At 39.5% G+C, this 21,712-nt stretch carries 22 protein-coding genes; 13 read left to right on the top strand and 9 right to left on the bottom strand.

All coding sequences use genetic code 11. From position 1 onward, the window contains the following. Nucleotides 1-38: 38 nt before the first annotated feature. From V6C71_20815 to V6C71_20805, 3 genes are read right to left on the bottom strand one after another with little or no spacing between them, the layout of a single operon-like run. Complete coding sequence (locus V6C71_20815; protein ID HEY9770901.1) at nucleotides 39-1,772, bottom strand: ABC transporter permease; 1,734 nt, start codon at nucleotides 1,770-1,772, stop codon at nucleotides 39-41. Nucleotides 1,773-1,827: 55 nt separating this feature from the next. Further along, a complete protein-coding gene (locus tag V6C71_20810) occupies nucleotides 1,828-2,778 on the bottom strand; it encodes an ABC transporter ATP-binding protein (protein HEY9770900.1) in 951 nt (316 codons plus the stop codon). Between the two features lie 26 nt (nucleotides 2,779-2,804). After that, nucleotides 2,805-3,299, bottom strand: a complete 495-nt coding sequence (locus tag V6C71_20805; protein HEY9770899.1) for an ureidoglycolate lyase — start codon at nucleotides 3,297-3,299, stop codon at nucleotides 2,805-2,807. 189 nt (nucleotides 3,300-3,488) lie between these two features. Between V6C71_20805 and V6C71_20800 the strand changes: the two genes are divergently transcribed. Together V6C71_20800 and V6C71_20795 are read left to right on the top strand one after the other, a co-directional pair. Then, entirely contained in the window at nucleotides 3,489-3,824 is a 336-nt protein-coding gene (locus V6C71_20800; protein HEY9770898.1) for a cupin domain-containing protein, read from the top strand. Nucleotides 3,825-3,901: 77 nt separating this feature from the next. After that, nucleotides 3,902-4,243, top strand: coding sequence for a hypothetical protein (locus tag V6C71_20795; protein HEY9770897.1), 342 nt, complete (start codon nucleotides 3,902-3,904; stop codon nucleotides 4,241-4,243). Between the two features lie 80 nt (nucleotides 4,244-4,323). Here V6C71_20795 and V6C71_20790 read toward each other — a convergent pair whose 3' ends face one another. Further along, nucleotides 4,324-4,821 carry a 2TM domain-containing protein gene (locus V6C71_20790; GenBank protein ID HEY9770896.1) on the bottom strand — a complete coding sequence of 166 codons (498 nt, stop codon included), beginning with the start codon at nucleotides 4,819-4,821 and terminating at the stop codon, nucleotides 4,324-4,326. Nucleotides 4,822-5,044: 223 nt separating this feature from the next. Between V6C71_20790 and V6C71_20785 the strand changes: the two genes are divergently transcribed. Then, complete coding sequence (locus tag V6C71_20785) at nucleotides 5,045-6,211, top strand: site-2 protease family protein (GenBank protein ID HEY9770895.1); 1,167 nt, start codon at nucleotides 5,045-5,047, stop codon at nucleotides 6,209-6,211. A gap of 170 nt (nucleotides 6,212-6,381) precedes the next feature. After that, nucleotides 6,382-7,440, top strand: a complete 1,059-nt coding sequence (gene ispE / locus V6C71_20780) for a 4-(cytidine 5'-diphospho)-2-C-methyl-D-erythritol kinase (GenBank protein HEY9770894.1) — start codon at nucleotides 6,382-6,384, stop codon at nucleotides 7,438-7,440. An 89-nt stretch (nucleotides 7,441-7,529) separates the two neighbouring features. On the opposite strand, the gene V6C71_20775 is transcribed toward ispE, so the two are convergent. The 3 genes from V6C71_20775 to V6C71_20765 form a co-directional block, all read right to left on the bottom strand. Next, nucleotides 7,530-8,237: a GDSL-type esterase/lipase family protein gene (locus V6C71_20775; protein ID HEY9770893.1), complete on the bottom strand. Its 708-nt coding sequence runs from the start codon at nucleotides 8,235-8,237 to the stop codon at nucleotides 7,530-7,532. 231 nt (nucleotides 8,238-8,468) lie between these two features. Further along, nucleotides 8,469-9,956 (bottom strand): NAD(P)/FAD-dependent oxidoreductase, encoded by a 1,488-nt coding sequence (locus V6C71_20770; protein ID HEY9770892.1) that lies wholly within the window; start codon nucleotides 9,954-9,956, stop codon nucleotides 8,469-8,471. 25 nt (nucleotides 9,957-9,981) lie between these two features. Then, nucleotides 9,982-11,220: an alpha/beta hydrolase gene (locus V6C71_20765; protein HEY9770891.1), complete on the bottom strand. Its 1,239-nt coding sequence runs from the start codon at nucleotides 11,218-11,220 to the stop codon at nucleotides 9,982-9,984. Nucleotides 11,221-11,304: 84 nt separating this feature from the next. On the opposite strand from V6C71_20765, the gene V6C71_20760 reads away from it, so the two are divergent. The 8 genes from V6C71_20760 to V6C71_20725 all read left to right on the top strand — a co-directional run bounded on the left by V6C71_20760 (nucleotide 11,305) and on the right by V6C71_20725 (nucleotide 18,623). Continuing rightward, nucleotides 11,305-12,351: an SDR family NAD(P)-dependent oxidoreductase gene (locus tag V6C71_20760; protein ID HEY9770890.1), complete on the top strand. Its 1,047-nt coding sequence runs from the start codon at nucleotides 11,305-11,307 to the stop codon at nucleotides 12,349-12,351. A 125-nt stretch (nucleotides 12,352-12,476) separates the two neighbouring features. Beyond that, on the top strand, nucleotides 12,477-13,280 hold the full coding sequence (locus V6C71_20755; protein HEY9770889.1) for an SDR family NAD(P)-dependent oxidoreductase: 804 nt from the start codon (nucleotides 12,477-12,479) through the stop codon (nucleotides 13,278-13,280). Between the two features lie 164 nt (nucleotides 13,281-13,444). After that, nucleotides 13,445-14,218 (top strand): ABC transporter permease, encoded by a 774-nt coding sequence (locus V6C71_20750; GenBank protein ID HEY9770888.1) that lies wholly within the window; start codon nucleotides 13,445-13,447, stop codon nucleotides 14,216-14,218. A gap of 288 nt (nucleotides 14,219-14,506) precedes the next feature. Then, on the top strand, nucleotides 14,507-15,727 hold the full coding sequence (locus tag V6C71_20745; protein ID HEY9770887.1) for a hybrid sensor histidine kinase/response regulator: 1,221 nt from the start codon (nucleotides 14,507-14,509) through the stop codon (nucleotides 15,725-15,727). 114 nt (nucleotides 15,728-15,841) lie between these two features. Continuing rightward, on the top strand, nucleotides 15,842-16,645 hold the full coding sequence (larE, locus tag V6C71_20740) for an ATP-dependent sacrificial sulfur transferase LarE (protein ID HEY9770886.1): 804 nt from the start codon (nucleotides 15,842-15,844) through the stop codon (nucleotides 16,643-16,645). A 24-nt stretch (nucleotides 16,646-16,669) separates the two neighbouring features. After that, nucleotides 16,670-16,918: a hypothetical protein gene (locus V6C71_20735; protein HEY9770885.1), complete on the top strand. Its 249-nt coding sequence runs from the start codon at nucleotides 16,670-16,672 to the stop codon at nucleotides 16,916-16,918. 142 nt (nucleotides 16,919-17,060) lie between these two features. Further along, nucleotides 17,061-17,279, top strand: coding sequence for a hypothetical protein (locus V6C71_20730; protein ID HEY9770884.1), 219 nt, complete (start codon nucleotides 17,061-17,063; stop codon nucleotides 17,277-17,279). A gap of 585 nt (nucleotides 17,280-17,864) precedes the next feature. After that, nucleotides 17,865-18,623 carry a hypothetical protein gene (locus V6C71_20725; GenBank protein ID HEY9770883.1) on the top strand — a complete coding sequence of 253 codons (759 nt, stop codon included), beginning with the start codon at nucleotides 17,865-17,867 and terminating at the stop codon, nucleotides 18,621-18,623. Between the two features lie 99 nt (nucleotides 18,624-18,722). Here the strand turns inward: V6C71_20725 and V6C71_20720 are convergent, their stop codons facing one another. After that, complete coding sequence (locus V6C71_20720; protein HEY9770882.1) at nucleotides 18,723-19,169, bottom strand: pentapeptide repeat-containing protein; 447 nt, start codon at nucleotides 19,167-19,169, stop codon at nucleotides 18,723-18,725. Nucleotides 19,170-19,375: 206 nt separating this feature from the next. On the opposite strand from V6C71_20720, the gene V6C71_20715 reads away from it, so the two are divergent. After that, nucleotides 19,376-20,140, top strand: a complete 765-nt coding sequence (locus tag V6C71_20715; GenBank protein HEY9770881.1) for a PspA/IM30 family protein — start codon at nucleotides 19,376-19,378, stop codon at nucleotides 20,138-20,140. 99 nt (nucleotides 20,141-20,239) lie between these two features. Here the strand turns inward: V6C71_20715 and V6C71_20710 are convergent, their stop codons facing one another. Next, nucleotides 20,240-21,610, bottom strand: a complete 1,371-nt coding sequence (locus V6C71_20710) for a tetratricopeptide repeat protein (GenBank protein HEY9770880.1) — start codon at nucleotides 21,608-21,610, stop codon at nucleotides 20,240-20,242. Nucleotides 21,611-21,712 lie beyond the last annotated feature (102 nt).

The raw sequence follows: 21,712 nt of genomic DNA, 5'->3' as shown, positions 1-21,712 counted from the left end.
CAATCAGGCGATCGCTTTTGGCTCAAAAATCTTTATTTTTAACGAGATTGAGACAATAACATCTTAGTTTCCGATGCTCCTGCTTGCTTGAGTTTTATAGTCATTTGTAAACCAATCAAAGCAACAGCTAACCACTGTCCGAGCATGGTTAGTAAGATAGCCGAGGTGGTGGCATATTCAGTAGCGACAGTGGGAATAAAACTAAACAGCCAGGCTTGAGGTATGGTTTGAGGAGATATTTCAGCTAGACCAAAACAAACAGGTGGTACGACAATCATTGACGTTACGGTAATTACCGACCAAGCTGCTCGTTTGCGCGTCTTGGCAGTCAAGATAAATTGAGCAGCAATAGCGCAAAGTGTAATACTTCCAGCACTTAACATAAAACCCCAGAAGACGAATTGCTTGTCAAAATCTAGGAGTAAAAAGATTGAGGGAGTGATATAGGCGATCGCAATTGCCAAATTGATTGCTACTGCTACTGTTGAAGGACTATTTTCGCCAAAGATTAACTCTTTCCAAAGAGCATTGTTACTTTGGTTAATTTGATGACGATACCGCGCCCAATCATGTAACGCTTGACGATGAGGACTGAGACTAGCGATTAATCCTAAACCCCAGACATACAAACAGAATTGGCTAAACATAAAGTATTCTGTTAAGTCATTTTCGGCGGTGCTTTGCAGGGTGAAGCCAAGGGCGATCGCCGCCAACCAACCAGTTAGCCAATAACTTTGCACTTTACTAAATAAAGTATGCTCTGGATTATGAAAACGACGTTTTAAGATCGACCAGCACCAATATGTCCAGAGACTGAAGTTAAATATAATTAAGCTGATACCCAGGCTAGCTTTTGTCCAAAGAGCCTGTCCATAAAATAGCAGTTCCCCTAAATTTTTTGCTGGTAAAAAGCCAATTTTGTTGTCGGGTAGATAGGTAGCGTCAATTAAATAGGACAGAACTAAACTGGGATTAAATAAAAACAACCAGCCCAGAGGATTATCTAAAGTTAAATAATCACTGTTAAATAGAGTCTTGGTGAAAACTAATAACACAGTGGCAATTACTCCACTAGCTAACCAAGGTTTAAAACTTGATAAGCCAAAATCCATCAAACTCCAAAGCAATGCCAAGCTGTAGAAAAAGGCGCAGCTGGCAAGAATTACCGCATCAAAGCCAAGAATTAAAGTCAGGGGAATTCGTGCGCCCAAACCTGCGATTAAGTGCAGTGGTAAAAATAATAAGATAACGATATAAAGTAATATTGGAACACCCAAAATTTTTCCTAAAGAAATGCTGCTGGCAGATTGAGGTGTCAAGCGAATAAAGTTCAGTGTGCCGCGACTCTCTTCTTTAACAGTATCGGCAATTAGCATATACGTTCCCACCACTAGTAGAGCAAAAATACTAATAATACTGAGGCTCACAAATAAATCTAGCCATAATAATTGCCAGTTAATTATCCAATTATCGAGCAGATCTTTAGTATAAGGGAGATGCTGATAATGATAGCTGCCAAGGTCTTCGTAAATATTGCCCATGCCATAGCGACCATACTGCACACCTAATCTGGCTTGGGGATCTGGATCGGGCAAGTCACCTAACAAGCAAATAACCGCTACAAACTGAGTAACGCTAGAAACAGCGGCAGCAGCAACTACGTTTCTTGTTTTTAGTTTGCCTTTAATCTCTCGAAATAACTGAGGATTCCAGTCTAAAAACTTTTCCCATAATGAACTTAAGTGGTGAAACAGTCGTATATTTTGTTTCATAATTCTGAGTTATTTAACTTTGTAGGGATTTTTTATTATCGCCGATTCGATAAATTTAAGAAGTTTGTTGGTGTCCTAATTTTAAGAATATAGTTTCGAGATCTTCTTGGCTACAGTAAAATTCTGTTAGCGGAATATCAGCTATAATAAGCGATCGCAACAGTTCAGCGCAGTCAGATTCTCCTCCCGTAAAATTGACTTTAAGACGATTACTTTGAGGAATCATCGACCAGGTTTCTACGAAGGGGTTTTGGCTCAGTTTTTGTTGCAACACCTCCATCTTACCCAAAGTACTGAGAATAATTTGTTGACGAGATAACCTTTGATACAGGTCTTTTAGTGAGGAGCTTTCTACTAAAAATCCTAATTCCATTATTCCTACAGAGGTGCAGAGTTCGGCTAAGTCACTTAGCACATGGGAAGAAATAAGAATTGTCATTCCCGCCTCTTGTAAAATTTTAATTATTTGGCGAAACTGCTGTCTTGCCAGAGGATCTAAGCCTGATACGGGTTCATCTAAAAGTAATAATATTGGTTCATGAATAATCGTCCTGGCTAAACTTAGGCGTTGCTTCATTCCCCGCGAGAGAGTAAAAATAATACTGTTGCGCTTGTTCTCTAGCTGAACTAGTTCTAATACTTCTTGTAAACGACGACGGCGACTCGGCTGTTTTAAACAATATAGCCGCGCAAAATAATCTAAATAATCCCAGACAGTCAAATCGTCATAAAGAGGAAAATCGTCAGGAAGATAACCGATCCGCTGTTTTAGCAAAGAATTAGAATCATCTCGCAACAGGCGATCGCCATCAAGATAAATCTCTCCTGTAGTTGGTTTTTCTGCCGTTGCCAGCATCCTAATTAGCGTAGTTTTTCCCGCACCGTTAGGGCCAATTAAGCCATATACTTCCCCCGCCTTAACTCTCAGGTCAATCTCATTAACGGCAATATGCCCTTCAAATCTTTTGGTCAAACCGTAGGTAGCGATCGCCCATTCCTGACTCATGATATTTTTAAATTGATTGGAGAAAATTAGTCAATAATTTCAAATTTGAGATCTTGTTTGAGGGAAAAATTGTGAGTAAAATGGTCAACTACATTAGTATTGTTAAGTTCTAGATTATAAAAATCTGTTGCTTCGCGATCAAAATATGGTCCCGCGTGCCAAGTTCCCACCTCTAGTTTAATAAAACAATTTCCTGGGATACGGAACGCACTCATCTGATTGATATCTGGTTCGGTTTTAACCGAAGGAGGACATACCGCCATCAACCAGTCTTTACCGTTTAATGAACCTAAGCATTGGGTACACAAGCTATGACGGGTAATCTGATGGAAAGTTCTGCCTCGATGTTTCAGGTGCATCAGATAAAAGCGAGGAATACCATTTTGTAGATTCAATACTGCGTCGCTTTCATCAAAAGCCTTACCATCAGGAGAAAGGGTAATTAACTGACCATAGGGTTTGAAGTTAGATTTAGTAATAGGTATGGCAGGTATTTGTCTAATAGAAAGCAATTTGGGCATGACGTGCTGAAATTGGGTATTTTTGTATGACTTTTATTCAAACATTGAGCTGCGACTCGTATCTCTATTATCAAATTGTGGAGTTAATTGTGGAAATATCGGTACAAAAAGGCTTAAAAGTATAACTGCGCGATCGCAATTATTTGAGCTTAATTTTTGTTTATGTCGCGTTAATTACTGAAGACAATTATGAAAATTACCAATTTAAACAATCTGCCACCACAAAAGGTGTCTCACAATCCAGAAATCACCAAAAAGATAATGCTCGCTTGCGGAGACTTACCCCATTTAACCAATTTTTCTCAAGCGACTTTCGCCCCAGGACAAATAGCTTCTGCTCATTTTCATCAGGATATGTGTGAAGTGTTTTTTGTTAGTCAAGGAACAGGAACAATTCGGATTGATGAACGCGAATATGATTTAACCCCAGGAGTATGTGTCGCTGTTGAGGTTGGAGAAACCCATGAAATTATTAATACCGGGAGAAAAAATTTAATCCTGACTTATTTTGGTCTTCAAAATTAAACTAGATTGCAAATTAACTTCTCAGATCGGGCTAGCTTAAAATAACAATATAGATTTACTGATAGATGAGTTGAATTATGTTTGGAAAGTCGCCCCGTGAACCACAAAAGCCTACCATGTCTGATTTAAAAGACATTAAACTTTCACCGCCTGCCGCTACTAATTTAACCTCCCCCCAAGACACTTTTTTGCAAACAGAAGAAATTGTTGAAGATAAAGAGGTTGTCACCACAGTAGAGAAAATCAGTCGTATTGTTTCTCCTTATTTTATTGCGATCGTCGGTTTGGCCTTATATGAAAATAACTTTTTGATTGGCACAATTTTAATCGTGGTAGGGATACTTTCTTTACTCAAAGTTTCTACCAAGGATGTAGGTAACTTTTTGGAATGGCTAAAAAACTTTCTGGGATTGAAATAAGCAGGCAAAAAAATACTGGGGTTGAGTACCCCAGGCACTTAATTTAATCATTTTCTGTAATTATTTTTAATTTAATTAAATCAAGCTTGCCAAGCTTCTTGCAGTCTAGTCCAAACCGTAGCTACAGTTTGCTTGACTTCGTTTTGAAAGCTCCATCTTTGGAAAGCTCGTTCATATTCCTCTCCCTGAGATTGATATGCTTTCCAACCACTTAAGGCTATGCCTAAACCCCAAAATAGCAAAATATATAATGACCAGGAAAGAGTTCCCGCAGCGACAAAATTAAAAGAAACTATAAAAGTATTGACGATCGCAAATTTGGTTAATTTTTGTTTAAATTTTTGACGTCGGTGCAGATCGAAAGCACGACGTTGGCGATCAACTGCTTTTTGCTCTAGCCATTTTCTTTCGGCAGCTTGAATTGTAGCATTATTAATGTCTAACTCAGAAGCGATCTCCCATAGCTGCTGTCTGCTAAGTTCTTCGTCGGTATAGTGAGTTGCGATCGCTAACTGCAAAATTTGTTGAATATCTTCTTGACTATAAGAGTCGGGATATTGAGGAATTATATCTGGCATATTGTTTCAGCATATTTCTACACTTATTATGCCAAAATTTATCAAGTTGTTACCGTAATCTTAATGACGGTTTTTACTCTACGTTAGAAGGATCAATTGTTATTTACGCTTCGTTACAATTTTAATATTGATAACTTGAAAGTAAACAAGAAGATAAAGCATTCCTCATTTAACTATTCAACTATAGTGGAATGTTATTGCGTCATTTAGATAGGAGCGTGCCATGAACGGCAATATTCGCATCGGAAATTTATTTGGGATACCTTTTTTTATAAATCCTTCCTGGTTTTTTGTCTTGGGTTTGGTCACCTGGAGTTATGGCTCTAGCCTAACTCAATTCCCACAGCTGACGGGGGCAATGCCTTGGCTATTGGGCTTGGTTTCTGCCTTGCTACTTTTTTCTTCCGTATTAGCTCATGAACTTGGACATAGCTTTGTCGCAATTTCTCAGAACATTCCCGTTAAATCAATCACTTTATTTATCTTTGGTGGTTTGGCTACCTTAGAAAAAGAATCAGAAACACCACTTCAGGCGTTTTTAGTGGCGATCGCTGGACCATTAGTTAGTCTTGTGCTTTTTGGTGTCTTTACTTTAATCACAGCTACTGTCCCCCTCAGCCTGCCTATTAAAGCGGTTATTTCTCTGGTTGCATATATTAATTTAGTACTAGCACTATTTAACATGATTCCTGGGCTTCCCCTAGATGGTGGTAACGTCCTCAAATCTATTGTCTGGAAAATCACAGGCAATCCGAATAAAGGAGTGATCTTTGCTGGTAGAGTTGGTCAGGTAATTGGTTGGATTGCTATTGCTCTAGGTATTTTATCTGTCTTAGGTATCAGCCAAGTGGGAAGCATTTGGACTTTACTGATTGGTACGTTTTTATTGCAAAATGCTGGTTTTGCTGCCCAATCTGCCACAGTACAAGATAAGTTGAGTCAGTATACTGCTCGAGATGCGGTAATTGCTGATAGTCCAATCGTGAATAACCATCTTTCTGTCCGAGAGTTTGTTAATAACTATGTAATTGGTAAAGAGCGTTGGAAAAAGTTTTTGCTAGTAGATGACAATCAACAGCTAACTGGTGCAGTTACCACAGAGGATTTAAAAGAGATTCCTACTTCTCAATGGAATGAGGTTTATCTTCATGAGCTAGTCAAACCCGTACCCGAAGCAGATACAATTCCCGCGAATACTTCTTTACTAGAAGCTGCCAAAATGTTCGAGACTAAAGAAGTTCAAGAACTAGTCGTACTTAGTGAAACAGGAGAGCTTCTAGGATTATTAGAAAAGGCTTCCATTGTTAAGCTGATGACTAAAGAAGAACAGATAAAAAATAAGTCTGTTGTCGAATCGGCTCAAGATGATGACAAAGTGATAGTTAATTAAAAATAGAGAGTTAATTAACCGATTGGTTACATTAGCTCTCACTACTTTTCGATTAGATCTTATCGATAATCTTACTGGCAGCCAAAATCAATCTTGATCTAGAAATAATTGGCTTCGCGCGATCGCCAATCTTTAAAAGCTGCATTTAATCGTCAAAAGTATTCATAAAATTGCTTGTAGATAATTGTCAAAAGATAATTTTACTGGCAGATAAAATATTATCTGTCCCGATCGCAGTAAAATCGCTATATAGTAAGTCAGGTGAGTATATTGTTTTAGGTGATATGCAGTCTTATTCCTTAATTGCGCCAGCCAAAATCAATCTTTATCTAGAAATAATTGGCCATCGCCCTGACGGCTTTCATGAACTGGTCATGATTTTACAAAGCGTAGAATTGGCAGATCGCTTAGATATTCAATCCAGCGGTACTCAGAAGATTTATATCTATTGCGATCACCCTCAAGTCCCAACGGATGAGACTAATTTAGCCTATCGTGCTGCCCAGTTAATGTGCGATGTTTTTCCTGAAATGCACGCTAACTATGGTGGCGTTAGTATCAGAATTACTAAAAATATACCTGTGGCTGCGGGTTTAGCGGGAGGATCGGGTAACGCTGCTGCGGTATTGGTAGGAATTAATTTACTGTGGAAATTGGGATTGACTCAACCTGAATTGCAAGATTTGGCAGCCAAGTTAGGTTCGGATATTCCTTTTTGTGTTACTGGTGGAACGGCGATCGCCACAGGAAGAGGCGAGAAACTCGATGAAATTAGGCATTTAAGCAATATTTGGCTAATTCTAGCTAAATATGAGAATCTTAGCGTTTCTACTCCTTGGGCATATCAAACCTATCGCCAGCAATATAGCGATACTTACATTTCTGATGCAGCGAGAATTAAGTCTCGCACCGCTAAAATTAGTTCTAGTCCTTTAGTTGAGGCAATTACCCAGCAAAACCAGCAAAAAATCGGCAAACTACTCCATAACGATTTAGAAAAAGTAGTCTTGCCCAGGTATCCCCAGGTAGCAAAGTTAAAATCGGCTTTTGCTGCGCAAGATGTTTTGGGAACAATGATGTCGGGATCTGGCCCGACAGTGTTTGCCCTGTGTGAATCAGAAACAAAAGCGATCGCTGTTCAACGTCAGGTAAGAACTCAAATTCGCGATCCTCAGCTTAAATTTTGGCTAACTAAGGTTTCTACTAGCGGAATTCAAATTAAGCCATAGTTTAGTCAGTATAAGTCGATTTCAGGGAAATTTTAGCTATCATAAGCTCTTACCTGTTACCAATAAAATTACTATCAAACCAACATCGATTAATCAATCGAGCTCCACGCCATAATATCGGCCAACAAAGTTTGATAACCAGTCACGTTAGGATGCAAGCCATCTTCACCCAATTGAGAATTAATCCAGTTGTTACCTCTAGATAACCAAAGATCGAAAATATCAAGATAGGGAATATCTCTTTGTTGACAAGCTTGTAGAGTTGCTTCTTTGTAACGATATTGATCTAGGTGATTGTAGTAAAGACAATCCATAAAGGGCATTTTAGTTTCATCCACTGGAGTCATGCCAATAAACAAGACAGGACAAAGATTTTGAGCAACATCGAGTAGATGAGCGATCTGTTCTCGAAAGCTTTCCATATCTGTATATAGCTTGCCTGTTGGCTTGCTGATGCGAGCTGAATCGTTAACGCCAACTGAGAGTAAAATCAAGTCTGGTACATGGTTACGTAATTCCCCACGACAATTAAATTCTTGCTCTAATCTAATCGCAACTTGCTTAGTGCGATCGCCTCTTACCCCAAGGTTATACAATACATGACCTGCGCCTTCAGGAGACATCCATTCTCGACGTAGCCTTTCTACCCAGCCTCCACCAACAAAATCTCCAAACCCATAAATTAAACTATCTCCCAAAGCAATAACTTTTAAAGGCTGTTTGCGCCTTAGCTTTTCCTGCAATATCTTATTATTACTAGTACTGAAGCTGGAGTTAGTGGTAAAGATGGTTTGCATAAAAAAATTATAAAAATATTTTAATAAAGCAATATTTATATTTAGAAATAATAATACACAATTATGGTGTCGATCTTGAAAATAGAGTATAGCTGATCCCCATTTGAATAAGTAGCGAGTTTTGATTACTAATTACCGATTGTCGATTCTACTAGTCTAAGACTCGCTTCCATCCTCACTAAAAGTCGCGATCGCAGTTGGCTAGTTGTGGACATTAAGTAGCAAAATTAGCTATGATTTGCCAACCGCTGGGTCAGGATTACTAAACACGAGAACCCCATCATCGATTGACCCATGACGAAACATTTTTTTGTCGTACTGGTAATTTTGTATATTAGTCCAGGGTTCGCGATCGCCCTGCTTAGGCAGTAAGTGCATCAATCGTTGTAGATAGCCAGAAGAGAAATTTTCAATAAATGGTCGCGCCGACATATTAAGATCCTCATCTCTCAAGCGCGGAGTACACTGGCGCACCCCGAGATTCTCCAGGTGATTAATCAATCGGCAGATATATTCTGCGATAAGATCGGCGCGCAAAGTCCAAGAAGCATTTATATACCCAAAAATAGAAGCCAGATTTGGTACATCCGAATACATAATGCCTTTGTAGGTGTAAGTTTGGTCAAAATTGACTGGATTGGCATCCACGGTAAATTCAACCCCACCAAGCACGACCAGATTAAGTCCCGTTGCCGTGACAATGATGTCAGCTTCAATTTCTTTGCCCGACTTAAGCAGAATCCCTTTTTGGGTAAAGGTGTCAATCTGATCGGTAACGACGGAAGCTTTGCCCGACTGAATAGATTGAAACAGGTCACTATCTGGCACCAGGCAAAGACGTTGATCCCAAGGATCATAGCGTGGCGTGAAATGGGTTTCAATATCATAGTCTGACCCCAATTCTTGGCGTACCATTTTAAGCAGCGTACGCTTTACCTTGTTTGGCGCAGTGCGTGCGCGATGATAAAAGAATTGCTGAAATGCTATATATTTCCAACGTATAATCGCATAGGCTATCCGTTCAGGCAGGATCTGGCGCAGAAAATTGGCGATCGCGTCCTGCTCTGGACGTGACAAAATATAGGTCGGAGATCGTTGTAGCATCACCACATGAGCTGCATTCTTAGCTATTTCTGGCACTAAGCTAATCGCAGTTGCTCCAGAGCCAATGACAACTACCTTCTTATTGTCATAATTGAGTTCTTCAGGCCATTTTTGAGGATGAACTAGCTCTCCTTTAAAGCAATCGCGGGATTTAAATTCAGGAGTATAGCCTTTGGCGTAACTGTAGTAGCCAGAACACATCATCAGGAAATTGCAGCTAAAGCACACGGTTGCTCCCGTAGTTTTGTTTTCGGTTTCAATAGTCCAAGTGGCATCTGTACTCAACCAATTAGCTTTTTTGACAACGTGACCGTAGCGGATGTGTTGCTCAATACCGTTTTCGTTAGCCGTCTCTTGCACATATTTCAAAATCGACGCACCGTCGGCAATACTTTGTGCTTGACGCCAAGGTTTGAAATTGTAACCCAAAGTGTACATCTCACTATCAGAGCGAACACCTGGGTAGCGAAAAAGATCCCAAGTCCCCCCCATTGAGTTTCGACCTTCTAGAATTACATAACTTTTACCAGGGCAACTTTTCTGTAAATGGTAAGCTGTACCTACGCCTGATAGTCCTGCTCCGACAATTACGATGTCGAAATATTCTCTGGACATGATCTTTATCTTTATGGTTAAATTGTTAGTCGTTGGTTGTTGGCTGGAGTGACACCGAGGATTTTAGAGTCCCTGCCAGAAAACGTTCCGTATAATATAAAGCAAGCTGATTACTGACCCCAAAAAAAACCGCATCAAAGGCGTGTTCCGCCCAAGGAATTTCTAACAAAGCAACGCGATTGTCGGCTGCTTTTAATTTATTGTAAAGCTCTCGCCCAAACTTTGCTTGTACTAGGTGATCGCGACCTGCATAAACTAGCAAAGAAGGAGGCAAATTATGTCTAATATGGTTGATTGGGGAAGCCTGTTGATATAGTTCTGGAAGTTCTTGCGGTGTTCCGCCCAAAAAGTTTTCTAGTACAGCTGTAGTGTCAATCGGGTCAGGAACAGGCGGATTGTAGTATCCTTCGGTTAAATCAACAGGACCGTAATAGCTGACTACTGCTCGAAACCGAAGAGCATTTTGCTGATATGCCGTCAGTGTAGCTAGATGTCCTCCTGCCGATCGACCCATAATTGCCATTCTGTCTAGATTGACTTCTAAATCATCTGCATGAGCTTGAATATATTGTAAAGCTGTTGCCACATCTTCAAGCTGCTTAGGAAACCTATATTGTGGCGCGTGACGATAATCAACTGCAATCACTGCATATCCCTGATTTGCCAGGTAAATGCTAAATTTTTCATAATCACTAGGGTTCCCTGCTCTCCAAGCACCACCATAAATTATGATCAGGGCAGGATACTTTCCTGACGGCAGAGGGCGATAAAGATTTAGTTTGAGGTCAATTTGATCGGGACTAGCAAAAATAATTCCTCTGTTGATGCGAACCTCTGGGTTAGGGATACCTCGAAAAACATCGGCGATCGCTAATGGCTGAGAACGCATTTGAGCTAGTAAAGCTTGAGGAATATTTTTTAAGTAGTCTGTACCCAAAGCTTTTTCTATTTCAGTGGCAAATCTTTTATTAGTAGCAGGAAACTGAAGCAAAGGCACGGAACTTAAAGTCAAACCAAGTAAACTACAGATGACAATAAGATTAGACCACCAACTTTTTGGCACGACAATTGCCAACACAAGAGCGATCGCATTAATAATAACTAGCCAAGGACTTACTTCTGGCGCGCATACTCCAAAAGGAAGTAAAGAAAAAGTAGGAGGGGGAACAACCACCCAAATACTTAGAAAAATTCCCAACATACTCAACATTAAGGGCAATAACCACCATAACTGCCAAATTGCGCCAAAGTTTAGTTGAGACATCTATTCTATGGATACATCTATTCTATGGATAATTAAACCAATATATAAGTGTAAACTGTATTTGATAGACATCAACAAGCAACTATGTCAGACCTTAAGGGAAAAGTAGCACTAGTCACGGGGGCAACCAGGGGAGTCGGCAAAGGAATTGCGATCGGTTTGGGAGAGGCTGGAGCAACGGTATACATTACAGGTCGTAGTCTGAATAACTCTGATGCGCTGAACGAATTATCAGGTAGTCTTCAAGAAACTCAATTAGCTGTTGAACAAGTCGGTGGTAAATGTATTTCTGTTCAAGTAGACCATAGCGACGATGAACAAGTACGTTTACTTTTTGAACGTATTGATAATGAACAAGGACAACTGGACTTATTAGTTAACAATGTCTTTTCAGGAGTGCAGGCAATTAGAGATGCCTACGGTAAGCCCTTTTGGCAATCTGAACCCGCTCTTTGGGATGCGGTTAATAATGTTGGTCTTCGTAGTCACTACGTTTGCAGTATCTTTGCCGCTCGTTTGATGAGCGATTACCCTAAAGGACTCCTAAAGGATACCGCTTCGCGACGCGCAGCTAGTCCTTTAGGGCATATAGCTGCGGGTAGCCTTACGGATCGCCAAACAGGAATTATTTGTACTATATCTTCCTGGGGGGGGATGTCTTATATTTTTGGTGCTGCTTATGGTGCGGGTAAATCAGCTTGCGATCGCCTGGCTGCGGATATGGCTGTAGAATTGAAACCAGATAATATTGCTTCTATTTCTATTTGGCCAGGTATTGTGGGAACAGAACAGATTATTGATTTTGCCCAACAAACCGATGGTGATGGTCAAAAAACTTTTGGCGATGGTTATAACTGGGAAACTCCCTTGCTAACTGGTAGAGCGATCGCTGCTTTGGCTAACGACTCCAGTGTGATGAAATATACGGGAAAAGTGCAGATTGTCGCCGAGCTGGCAGAAAGATATAGTCTAATAGACCGCGATGGCGATCGTCCTGTTTCTTTGCGCTCTTTGAGATTTTTACTGCCTGCTACTTTCCCTGCACTAAGAAAATATGTGTGGCTGATACCCAATGTTAAATTTCCCTGGTTTCTCTTGCTTTGGGTCATGCTGAAATCGCCTAAGATTTGAGGTGTTGCCAATTGTAAACACCGAATTACAAGTTTTTACTGTTCATATAGTTATTAGTCTCTAAATAGTCTTGATCTTTAAATGAGAAGCTAGATCACACTTAAGCGTTATATATTTAAGAAATTATGAGCGATCTTAATCAAGCGGTAGTAGTTTTGACCGGTGCAACAGGAGGCTTTGGTCAAGAATTGACTCGCCAGTTATTACAGGCTGGTAGCCATTTGATTCTTAGCGATCTCGATCGCACTACGTTAGATAATCATGCTTCTAAGATAAGCAATAAAATAACTACAGGGAAAATAATTGCTTGTATTGAGAGCGATCTAGCAAACCCCGAAGGTTGTCAAGCTCTCTACGACCAAATCAAAGCTTTAGATGTATCCATTGATATTTTGATTAACAATGCAGGAATAGGTTTATTTGGTCGTATGGACGAAGTTCCTGCTGATAAATGGGAACGGTTAATGCAGGTGAATTTGATTACACCTATGCGTTTGAGTTCTCTTCTGGTTGCTGATATGATTGAGCGCAGACAAGGACACATTGTCAACATCTCTTCCCTGGCAGGCTGGATCGCTCCTGCGGGGATGGCTCACTACTCTAGCAGCAAGTTTGGCTTACGTGGTTTTAGTGAAGGACTTTGGCATGAAGTAAAACAATATAATGTCAAAGTTACAGCCGTTTATCCCTTTTTTAGCCGTACTCCTATACTTCAGTCGGAACGTTTTGGAGCATTAGCTCATGCCACGAGAGGTTTTCCCGAACATCTGGTAACCGATCCAGCTAAAGTTATGGAAAAAACCATAAAAGCAATTGTGCATAATCAACTTCACGTATTTCCTGATAAGATGGCATATCGTATCTACATTCTCAAGCAATATTTTCCCAAATTGTATGACTTGATTAGCGATCAAACTACTGCCAACTAAGGTGTTAGTTATTGTAAGATCTGATTTTTCTAACTGGCGATCAAACTTTTTAACCATCAAAAGTGGAAATTACGGACAAATATATAAATAATGATATGTTTTGAACTTAGTTTGGGAATAATAACAGTGTAAACCCTGAAATATGTTTGCAGTTCTGTTAACCAATGAATTTGATCAGAGTTTTTACCATTGCCAACAATGGTTTTAAAGAAGTTATCCGCGATCGCATTCTTTATTTTATCGGTTTCTTTTCTCTACTGTTGATTTTGGCTCAAAGAATTATTCCTGAAATTGCTGCGGGAACTCATGAAAAGATTCTCTTAGATTTTGGCATTGGTGCGATCGCTATTTTAAGCGTGATTGTGGCGATCTTTGTCGGAACGGCATTAATTAATAAAGAGATTGAAAAACGTACTCTGCTGATGCTGATTCCTAAACCAATTAGCCGTGCTGAATTAATACTAGGTAAACATTTGGGACTTACCGCAGTATTGGCAGTGACGATTTCAATTATGATGACAATTTATTTAGCTATGCTAAGTCTGGCTGAGATTAGCTATCCTACCAGCGCGCTAATCACCGCGGGAGTTTTTTTATTAATTCAACTAGCTCTTATTAACGCAGTATCGATTCTATTTGGTGTCTTTACTAGTTCAATTCTCGCTACTTTACTTAGCTTTGGAGTTTATTTAATGGGTCACTTCAGTGAAGATTTAGTTGAATTGGGAAAACTCAGTAAGAATGCCAGTATCGAGAGTTTGACTACCAGTCTGTATTTAGTGCTGCCCAATCTTTCGCGGCTAGATCTAAAAAATGAAGCAGTTTATGGTCTACTACCAAATTCTACCGAGTTAATCAGCCATGCTTTATATGGTTTACTTTACACTACTTTACTGTTAATTATTTCAATGATGATCTTTGCTCAAAAAGAATTTTAAGTAATAATATCTAGCATAACCTCAATTTTTAGACAATAATATCTAATAATTTTTGAGCTGTAGCTATTTTTGTCACCGTGAAATATGCTCTAATTAAATGTTTGATCTCTTAAACCCTGAGTAGTAAATTGCTAAAAAATATCGTAAATTTTAGCTTAACCTTTACTTATTGTTTGACACAGAGGCAATAAATAAAAACTTTTCTACAAATGAGATTGCTCTTTAAAATCGCTCGATATCATAAATAGTAAATCTGTTGAATACACGCATAACTCTTGAGCAACATTGATGATTATGTTAGAAAGTTCTGGGTCAATTTTACAGCTACAGTCAAGAGCAACAGCACTCAGCAAAGTGAATCTTCTCATAATTTCAGATCGGACTGACAATTTTAAGGCGATCGCCAATTCTTTACATACGGCAAACATCAATTTTACTTACGATCTGATCGATACTCAACACTTAAGTGAAAAGCTGCCTCAATTAAATTACAGTGCGATTTTGTATGATTACATTCAAATTCCTGACCAGAACAGCGATCGCTCTTTAATTGAAACACTTCAGTGCTGGTGTCATATTCATCCAGATACTCCCCTAATTTTAATTACAGATACTTTAGGTGATGAACGAGCCGTAAAATTGATTCAGTCGGGAGTTAGTGGATATATACTAAGACACAAGCTGGAGCGACTACCCAATACTTTAGAAAAGACTTTATATAATTTTGCTAGCCAACGAGCAATAATTAAGCAGCAACAAAATTTAATTGAGCAACAGCAACAAAAAATTCGCCATTTAGAAGCGCAACAGCCAAGTTGGCACGAGCAAGAGCAGGCAAGACACGAACATATTTCTCATTTGGTTCACGAGTTTAGGAGTCCAATTGCTGCCATAATCGGCTTTGCCAGAGCTTTGAAAGAACAGTATTATGGCAAGCTAAATGATAAACAAAAAGAATACGCTGGCTTTTTAGTTGATTCAGGGGAACATTTGCTGGCTCTGGTTAAAAACTATTTAGAAATTACCAAAATTGATGCTAATAAAGAAACCCTAGATTTGGAAAGAATCGCTGTGGTGGAAATTTGTCAGGCATCTATCTTAATGGTTGCCGAAAAAGCGAAAATTAAAGGATTGAAGCTAGATTTTGAATTAGATGACAAGATTGATTTTTGTGTCGCCGACTCAATACGTCTGAAACAAATTTTGATTAACTTACTTAGCAACGCGATTAAGTTTACCGATCGCGGTTCAGTAATCTTAAAAGTAAGTCTTCAAGATGATGATCTGCACTTTGCTGTCATAGATACGGGAACGGGAATCTCCAAGGAGAATATGAGCAAACTATTTCAACCTTTTCCGCAAATTACAAATCATCATGAAAACACTGGTTTAGGATTAACGCTGTCTAAAAAGCTAGCTCAACTTCACGGTGGAGACATTATGGTGACTTCAAAACTAGACAAAGGCAGTTGTTTTACTCTGACGATTCCGCAGTATCAATTTAATTAGTCAACAGCTAGATAATGAAGGCGTAATCAGCGAGTACAGATAATTCACCTCAAACACAGAGTACTTGAGATTAGATACGATAACAATAGTTAATGATTGGTTGATAGTTGGGTCATGAGCGAACAGAAATTAGCAGAGTTAAAAAGTTTATTTCGAGGCATGGAACAAGCCTTAGTTGCTTATTCAGGGGGGGTAGACAGTACTTTAGTGGCAAAAATCGCCCATGATGTTTTAGGCGATCGCGCTTTGGCAATAACTGCCGTATCCCCTTCGCTGCTACCTGAAGAACTAATTGATGCTCAAACCCAAGCAGCACAAATCGGCATCAAACATGAGCTAGTAGAAACTCATGAAATGAATAATCCCGATTACACTTCTAACCCTGTTAATCGCTGCTATTTTTGTAAAAGTGAACTTCACGACACTTTAAAACCTCTAGCCTTAAAGCGTGGCTATCCTTACGTGGTGGATGGGGTAAATGCTGACGATCTCCACGATTATCGCCCAGGTATTCAAGCAGCAAAAGAACGAGGAGCGCGATCGCCCTTAGCGGAAGTAGGAGTTAGTAAAGTAGAAGTTAGAGAGATTTCTCGTAGTTTGGGTTTGGCGTGGTGGGATAAGCCAGCGCAACCTTGTCTTAGCTCCCGTTTTCCTTATGGTGAAGCAATTACCGTCACCAAATTACAGCGCGTGGGCAGGGCAGAAATTTACCTGCGCCAGCTTGGCTATGATAATCTGAGAGTACGTTCTCAGGATGACACGGCCAAAATTGAATTACCCGCATCAAATATTACTCAGTTTGTTCAGCAAGTTAATTTACCTGAATTGGTCAAAACGTTTCAAGATCTAGGATTTATCTATGTAACTCTGGATTTAGAAGGTTATCGTAGTGGGAAATTAAACCAAGTGCTACAATAAGTATAGTAGTATAGGTCAAAAAATATGGTTGAACGACTAAAACGCTGGGAATCCCCACGTAAAAGAGGACGTAACGATAAAGGTCAAGGTGGCTCTGCTAGGGCAAGACAGTTACGTAAAAGGGAGCAAATGCTCCGCCAAAAATTAAAAACACCAGCGGAGCGAAAACCAGAAAAATTACAGTGCCAGGAGAGGGAATATTTTCCCTCTCTTTTTTTTGTCAGACTAAATTTATACCTTATCCTACAATCCGATTCGGAAAACCTACTTTAGGTAAGTAGTTTTAACTAGGCTAAAAACTTGCCTTGACTCAATTTTTACCCAGTGTATCTCAACAGGATTTAGTATGAGATAATCTTTGACCGTTGGTCGAAATTTTCAACTGCACTATCTTTAATCTTCGATTACCAAGTTTATGTCGTTAGAAATAATTATTCCGATCGCAGCAGTAATTATTTTATTGCTTTTGTTTACATGGTTAATCAAGGTTTTTAAGTCAACTATCAAGACAGTACTAATAATTTTAGCAATTTTGCTATTACTCCAAGTTGCGTTTGGGGTCGATTCCCAAGAAATTATTCAGGAGATGATGCAGATAGTCACGCGTCTTCAACAGTTAATTTTAGGTGGTTAATAATTGGTCAACAGTCGTAAGTAAAAAAAATTGATTAGATTATGCTCGAAGAAAGAAACGTATTTTATGTAAGTTTATTTTGTTACTAATAGACGTGGGCGTAAATAAATCCACCATTAGTCAATCCTAGAAACCCCGCAATTAAATACTTCTGATGTTATCCCCTTGTCTATTACGGACGACGCGAAGGACGCGCCTCCAGGCGCTAATCCTTTAGGGCTAGTCCGTGCATGATAAGCTTCGCAAATGTGACCGAAGGGCGGAGTGCGGTTTATCCGTGAATCATGCACGGGCTTTAGCATACCGCTCCGAGACCGAAGGGAATCATGCACGGGCATATGGGACTTCTAACTTCAGCGTAGCGATACTAGGGCGGTTTTTTATTGGAGAAGTTAAGCTATATTTTTGCCTAAAATTAAGTCTTTATTTTGGCGTTAAATATTCTAGCCAAAGCGAAAGAAAATATCATTTGCCAAGTTAACGAAGATCAATTTGGCGGAAAACACGACAACTACTAACAAGTGACCAATAGCAGCTTTAGCTATTTAATTTGATTTAGATCGAGTTAATAACTATCTCTTCTCTATGAACTCTAACAATCGACATCAGAAATCAAAAACCAATCCTCAGTTAAAGTCTAGTATCATTCACAAGCCTTTTACCACGGGAACGATCAATATTTTTAATCCTTACAGAAATAAATCCGCTCAATCTAACAATCAGCCAAGCGCGCCCAAGTTGTTTTTAAATGCTGAATTAGAGCAGCCAAAAGCATTAAAAACAAAATTGACATCAGAGTCTGGGCTAACTAAAATCGAATATCGCGATCGCAATTGGCTAGATAATTTACTGAATCCTTGGAGTATTAGCGCGATCGCTATTATCTTTTTAGCCAATTTAATCTCAGGAGCAGTTGTTTGGCGCAACCACCTTTCAGCAGCTAACATTAATCCCGTAGAAGCAGTACCTACTGTAGGTACTGCTAATCTAGCCACCGAGGAATTTGTGCCTCTCAATCTTAGTACTCTAAGCTTACTTAAAACTGCTCAAGACATGGTGGAAGAATCATCAGTCATTGAGCCGATTAGCCCTGCTCTGGCTCCGATTAATAATACCGCAGCCTTATCCTCAGTTAATTCTCCATATTTTTATATTTTGTCAGAATATACAGGCGATCGTTCTTTAGCTTCAGCCCAACAAAAAGTAAAGCAAGTTTCTTTAGTTAATTTTCCTGAGGGAGTATTCATATATCTGGGAGCATTTACCAGCAGGGAACAGGCAGATAAATTTGTATCTCAGCTAAAAACTGAAGAGTTTAGGGCTCAGGTATATCCTTTTGATTAGTTGGTTTTTATAATATCTCTATTTAACCTCCTCTATTGTTATTAACCATATTCAACCAGTTTCTGCTAATAATATTGATTCATAATTACGTATTAAATATTATTTAATAGCGTCAACTTCCGATCCAAGAAAAACTCTAATCTTAATTAGAAAGCGTCGATCACAGAGAACTTTAATCGCCTTAATTCTAATTGCTTGAGCTAGATATTGTCGCTGTAAGTTTCTAAAACCACGACGAAAAACATCCCAATTAATCCTATCGTTAAACACGACGTTGATTGAACCCAACAAATCATCAATGGTTGAATTAAACTCTTCGGAAGTTAAGTTTCGTTGATTGCTTTGGGGTACACGTCGTCTTTGATAGTATTTCAAATAAAGATATTGACAAGTCACTTGTTCAAAGGATGATTGCCGATTAATTCGTAAATTTTCTAAACAAGCTCCAGTTAAAATAGATTGAGCAAAATTGCTGGCTTGTGCCTGAGCTTGAACCAAATTAGCTTGGGTCAAATTAGCCTGAAATAAATTAGCATAGAAATTAATTTAGTTTTCCACTTAAAAAGAGTGGATATTTTTAAGGTAGCAGTACGTTTTATTATTTTGAGATCGACAGTACACTAAGAGAATATGTCACACTAGAGACGTGAAGAGCAATATCACTCTCTTAATCAACAATTTGTGGTGGACTTAGTATCCTGGAGTCTGCCGAACCTATACTCTTTTGTAAACGATTAAAAGATATACAAGTCATGGGATTATTCGATCGCCTTAGCAGAGTTGTTAGAGCCAATATTAACGATTTAGTCAGTAAAGCTGAAGATCCAGAAAAAGTTCTCGAACAAGCGGTAATTGATATGCAAGAAGACCTAGTACAGCTGCGTCAAGCTGTTGCCAGATCGATTGCTACGCAAAAACGCACCGAGCAGCAATATAATAAAAATCATTCCGAAGCTAATACTTGGCAGCAAAGAGCGCAATTAGCACTATCTAAAGGTGATGAAAACCTAGCTCGCGAAGCACTGGTACGCAAAAAATCATTTAGCGATACTGCCAACAGTTTAAAAACACAGTTAGATCAACAGAGTGGCCAGGTTACTAGTCTTAAGCGTAATTTGATTGCCCTTGAGAGCAAGATATCCGAAGCTAAAACCAAAAAAGATATGCTTCGAGCCAGAGCCAACGCAGCCAAGGCTAATAAACAGCTACAGGATTCAGTGAACAACATGGGTACCAGTAGCGCCATGGGTGCATTTGAGCGAATGGAAGATAAGGTGATGCAGTTAGAGGCAGAGTCGGAATCCGCAGGAGAATTAGGTGGCACAGGCATCGAACAACAGTTTGCAGCATTAGAGGCAGGTAGTGGCGTTGATGACGAACTAGCAGCGATGAAAGCTCAACTATCTGGTACGAGCGCAGAAACTCCTAAATTGGAAGCAGCCGAAACTACCGCCAAACCCCAAGATGCCGTAATTGATGCCGAACTAGACGAATTACGTTCTCAACTTGACAAGTAACAAGAGATCCTGATTTAGTCAAAACATAATCTTCGCTTCTCAGGGAAACGGGGCATAATAGCAGGAAAATCCCGAGTTTTTAGCCCCAATTCTCCAACTCTATGCTGTTTTTCCAGCTCGCTCATAACAAGCCTGAGCTGCTGCTGATTTTCCTTGATTTTCAAATAGTTTGCCCATGATTAAATAGGCTCGAGCGAAATCTGGCTTGAGTCGGATTGTCTGGCGTAAACAGGCGATCGCTCGAGCTACCTGATTTTGCTGCAATAAACTTTTTGCCAGGCTAAAATATTCTTCTGGCTTCACTCGATCTGGTTCTAAGGTAAAAGCTTCGTACCAACACAGAGCTGCTTTAGATTGTTTGCCTATTTTGCTGTAGGCTTTAGCTAAGTTACGATAAGTTTGACTAGAACTTGGCTCAAGCTGTATTGCTTCTTGATAACAGCTAATCGCTTTTGCCCACTGTTGTTTTTGAGCATATAAACTGCCCAAATTATGCCAAGAAGTAGCATTGGGCTGTTTGGTTTGAGCTGGCTGATTGACGGTTGGTTCGGTTTCAGCTTCAGCCTGGGGTAGTAGCTTTTGAGTCGTGCTTTTAGCTAAAGATGAAGTTACTGCTTCTAAAGTAGCCAGAGCGATCGCTTTTTTAGCCTGATTAAACTTAGAATGAGACAGCAGCTTTTTAATCGGTTTAGCCTTGAGGGATGAATCTTGACTATTTAAATTATGATCGGACAAAGAAATTAGCTGATGATAATAAACTACTGCCTGTTGCCATTCTTCAAGCTCTTCCAACATTTCAACTAATTGTGCTAGTTCCGCTTTTGCTTGAGGATTCAGTTGAACCCCGTGAGTATAAAAAATACTGGCTTCTTTGACCTTACCTTGCTGGTAAAGTTCTCGACCAAAGCTAAAATATTCCGCTGAGGTTAACTTTTCAGGTTCAAGATTGACTGCTTGACAAAAACATTCTAAAGCTTGATTAGTGTCGCCCAATTCTTCCCAAACCTGTGCCAAGCTACGATATGCCCCAGCTAAATTAGGATCGAGAATTACAGCCTGTTGATAATAATCTAAAGCCTGTTGCCAATCTTTTTGTTCGGCGTAAAAACTGCCCAAATTAGCGTATATGGGTGCAGAATTGGGATTGAGTGCCAGTGCTTTAGCATATACTCCCAAAGCCTCAGCTTTCTTGCCCTTGCTCTTGAGAACATTGCCCAATATCTTATAGGCATCAGCATTATTGGAATCAGATTCCAGCGCATTTTTACAAGCAACAATCGCGCCTTGCCAATTTTGAGCCTGAAAATAGATCCATGCCTGTTCGACATAAATACGTGAAATTGTGTTTTTTTGCGGCTGATTTGGTCGCTCCACTTGATTAGCTGATTGAACCAGAGTCAGAGAATTAGGAGACTGTTGAAAGTTAGTTTTTGACTTTCTGTCTAGTGAGAGTAGGGTTGAGGATTTCACATTCGTCTTCATTCAAGAACCATGAATTAAACAATTCGGCTGCGGAGTTAGCGGGCAAACTCAACGTAAAATTTTATCTCAGTTATCAATTGCCGTACCCCA

Origin of the sequence: Coleofasciculaceae cyanobacterium, from assembly GCA_036703275.1 — a bacterium.
Classification (GTDB): domain Bacteria; phylum Cyanobacteriota; class Cyanobacteriia; order Cyanobacteriales; family Xenococcaceae; genus Waterburya.
This window is presented reverse-complemented; position numbering and strand designations above follow the sequence as displayed.

Coding starts and splice junctions, on each gene's coding strand:
- V6C71_20815 (HEY9770901.1), bottom strand. CDS start 1,772: ATGAAACAAAATATACGACTGTTTCACCACTTAAGTTCATTATGGGAA.
- V6C71_20810 (HEY9770900.1), bottom strand. CDS start 2,778: ATGAGTCAGGAATGGGCGATCGCTACCTACGGTTTGACCAAAAGATTT.
- V6C71_20805 (HEY9770899.1), bottom strand. CDS start 3,299: ATGCCCAAATTGCTTTCTATTAGACAAATACCTGCCATACCTATTACT.
- V6C71_20800 (HEY9770898.1), top strand. CDS start 3,489: ATGAAAATTACCAATTTAAACAATCTGCCACCACAAAAGGTGTCTCAC.
- V6C71_20795 (HEY9770897.1), top strand. CDS start 3,902: ATGTTTGGAAAGTCGCCCCGTGAACCACAAAAGCCTACCATGTCTGAT.
- V6C71_20790 (HEY9770896.1), bottom strand. CDS start 4,821: ATGCCAGATATAATTCCTCAATATCCCGACTCTTATAGTCAAGAAGAT.
- V6C71_20785 (HEY9770895.1), top strand. CDS start 5,045: ATGAACGGCAATATTCGCATCGGAAATTTATTTGGGATACCTTTTTTT.
- V6C71_20775 (HEY9770893.1), bottom strand. CDS start 8,237: ATGCAAACCATCTTTACCACTAACTCCAGCTTCAGTACTAGTAATAAT.
- V6C71_20770 (HEY9770892.1), bottom strand. CDS start 9,956: ATGTCCAGAGAATATTTCGACATCGTAATTGTCGGAGCAGGACTATCA.
- V6C71_20765 (HEY9770891.1), bottom strand. CDS start 11,220: ATGTCTCAACTAAACTTTGGCGCAATTTGGCAGTTATGGTGGTTATTG.
- V6C71_20760 (HEY9770890.1), top strand. CDS start 11,305: ATGTCAGACCTTAAGGGAAAAGTAGCACTAGTCACGGGGGCAACCAGG.
- V6C71_20755 (HEY9770889.1), top strand. CDS start 12,477: ATGAGCGATCTTAATCAAGCGGTAGTAGTTTTGACCGGTGCAACAGGA.
- V6C71_20750 (HEY9770888.1), top strand. CDS start 13,445: ATGAATTTGATCAGAGTTTTTACCATTGCCAACAATGGTTTTAAAGAA.
- V6C71_20745 (HEY9770887.1), top strand. CDS start 14,507: ATGATTATGTTAGAAAGTTCTGGGTCAATTTTACAGCTACAGTCAAGA.
- larE (HEY9770886.1), top strand. CDS start 15,842: ATGAGCGAACAGAAATTAGCAGAGTTAAAAAGTTTATTTCGAGGCATG.
- V6C71_20735 (HEY9770885.1), top strand. CDS start 16,670: ATGGTTGAACGACTAAAACGCTGGGAATCCCCACGTAAAAGAGGACGT.
- V6C71_20730 (HEY9770884.1), top strand. CDS start 17,061: ATGTCGTTAGAAATAATTATTCCGATCGCAGCAGTAATTATTTTATTG.
- V6C71_20725 (HEY9770883.1), top strand. CDS start 17,865: ATGAACTCTAACAATCGACATCAGAAATCAAAAACCAATCCTCAGTTA.
- V6C71_20715 (HEY9770881.1), top strand. CDS start 19,376: ATGGGATTATTCGATCGCCTTAGCAGAGTTGTTAGAGCCAATATTAAC.